A 2,176-nucleotide genomic window follows, 5' to 3' on the forward strand; every position below is an offset into this window, starting at 1 on the left:
GCCCGCCCGCGCGCCGTCTCCTTCGAGGCCTAAGTTTCTTCGCTCTGAGCCGCGTCAGAGCGAAGAAACTTAGGCCTCGTGGGGAAGTGTCCGCGAGCAGATCGGACGGATCGGACGGCACGCGGCGGTCAGCAGCCTGCCCACCGCAGACCGCACTCCCGTCGGGTGCACCGAACGTAGGGTTGCTCGCTCCGCAGGGCCATCTTGGGCCGCGCGGGGTCAGTCGTCGCTGAGCTGCTGTCCCTGGCGCACCAGGTCCTGCAGGGTGCGCTGCACCTGCTCGACGTCGGGCACGTCGTCGAGCACCATGCCCGGCTGGTCGGTGCCGTCGGAGATCACGAGGGTGCCGCAGCCGAAGATCCGGTCGCTGAGCTGCTTCTCGAACGTGACGTTGTTGATCCGGTAGAGCGGGATGTCGCGGCCGGTCTGCGTCAGGATGCCGGTGCGCAGCGCGACGCGCTGGTTGGTGATGATGTAGCGAGTGGTGCGCCAGCGCAGGAACGGGCCCGCGGACGCGACGAGGCCGAGCACCACGAGGAGCGCCGTCGCGACCCACAGCACGATCGGGTCGATCGGCAGCGGCAGCACCCACATCGCGATCAGTACGGCGATCAGCAGCAGGAGCAGCAGGATCGGCTTGACGACCTTCTTCGGGTGAGTGCGGAGCTGCATCACGATGGTCTCGCCTTCGGCGAGGTGCTCTTCCCTCATGCCGCGAATACTGCCTTACTGGGCCAATTGGATCTACTGTGCGGCAAGGTTCCATCCCTCGATGGTGCGCAGTCCGTGGCCGTACCCCAGCAGGCAGACGGCGGCCGTACCCAGCTCGAACCGGGCACCCAGCCGCGGGTCGACGCCGAGCCACACCGTGGCGAGCACCCGCAGCAGGTGCCCGTGCGCCACCAGCAGCACGTGGCCGCCGGCCCCGGCCCCCGAACCGCCGTCCGACCCCGAACCGCCGAGCACCTGCTCCGCCCGGGTGATCACCCGGGCGGCACGCACGGCGACCTGGTCCAGCGTCTCGCCGGGGCGTCCGTCGCCGTGGTCGGCCGACGGCGGCAGCACCCGCACGCCGTCCTCGAAGATCTGGAAGTCGCGGCCCAGCAGCTCGGACACGTCGCGCGACGTGCGGCCGTCGACGGGTCCGTAGTCCCACTCGGCCAGGTCCTCGTCGACGACGGCGCCGGGGTGGCCCACGATCTCCGCCGTCCGCCGCGCGCGCTCACGCGGGGACGTGAGGACGGCCGCGAACTCGTAGTCGGCGAGCGTCGCGCCGGCGGACCGGGCCTGCCGCTCGCCGGCCTCCGTGAGCGGCAGGTCGGTGCGTCCGGTGTGCTGGCCGCTCGCGCTCCACTCGGTCTGCCCGTGCCGGAGCAGCACGAGCTGCGGGTCGCTCGGGGGCCGTAGGGGCGGCGGCATCGTCTCGTCGGGCATGGGACGAGCATCCTGTGTCCGGGAGCCGTACGCACCCCTGGCGACCGGCGTGGCGGCGTGCCCCGTCAAGGAATACCCCCTGACCTGGCCGAACACGCCGTGGACAACACGCCGGGCCGACGCCCCTGATCCTGGTGCGCGCCGGGTGCCGCGTCCTACTGTGGGCTCCGTGAGCCGTGCCACCCCGGCGTCGCGCGGCGCCGTCGACCGCTTCTCCACGCGAGGCGTGCCCGCGGCGCGGCGGATCGAGCTGTGGGAGGAGCACAACGCCGACGCCCTGGTGGCACTGCGGTGCCGCATGCCCGAGGAGGCGGCGCTGGAGGCGTCAGAGGCGAACCTGCAGCTCGACCGGCTGCACCTGGCCCACGTCGAGGCCAGCCCGCACGCCGTCGAGCGCACGGCCGGCACGGTGCGCGCCCGCCCCACGGAGTCCGTGGCCCTGTACTTCACGCTCCGGGGCGAGGCGTACTTCCAGCACGACGACGGCATCCGCCGGCTGCGCCCGGGCCAGCTCCTGGTGTGCGACGCCGACCGGCCGTTCCTTCGCGGGTTCTCCCAGGGTCTGGAGGAGCTCGCGATGAAGGTCCCGTACGACGTGTTCCGGTCGGCAGGCGGCACCATGCCGCGCCCCGCCCGGGTGATCGGCTTCGGCGCCCCGGGCGCCGACCCGAACGCCAACCCCTACGCCGCGGCTCTCGCCGAGCTCGTCGCGCGCGCCGTCGGGCCGGACGGCGACGGCGTG

At 72.7% G+C, this 2,176-nt stretch carries 3 protein-coding genes; 1 reads left to right on the plus strand and 2 read right to left on the minus strand.

The window, feature by feature from the left end; all coding sequences use genetic code 11:
* Positions 1-219: 219 nt before the first annotated feature.
* Positions 220-711 (minus strand): PH domain-containing protein, encoded by a 492-nt coding sequence (locus tag PROKR_RS18490; RefSeq protein ID WP_033327780.1) that lies wholly within the window; start codon positions 709-711, stop codon positions 220-222.
* Between the two features lie 33 nt (positions 712-744).
* Positions 745-1,434 carry a histidine phosphatase family protein gene (locus PROKR_RS18495; RefSeq protein WP_051433130.1) on the minus strand — a complete coding sequence of 230 codons (690 nt, stop codon included), beginning with the start codon at positions 1,432-1,434 and terminating at the stop codon, positions 745-747.
* Between the two features lie 169 nt (positions 1,435-1,603).
* Between PROKR_RS18495 and PROKR_RS18500 the strand changes: the two genes are divergently transcribed.
* A partial coding sequence (locus PROKR_RS18500) for an AraC-like ligand-binding domain-containing protein (protein WP_483823649.1) occupies positions 1,604-2,176 on the plus strand: 573 nt, incomplete at its 3' end.

This window comes from Promicromonospora kroppenstedtii DSM 19349, assembly GCF_000515355.1.
GTDB lineage: Bacteria > Actinomycetota > Actinomycetes > Actinomycetales > Cellulomonadaceae > Promicromonospora > Promicromonospora kroppenstedtii.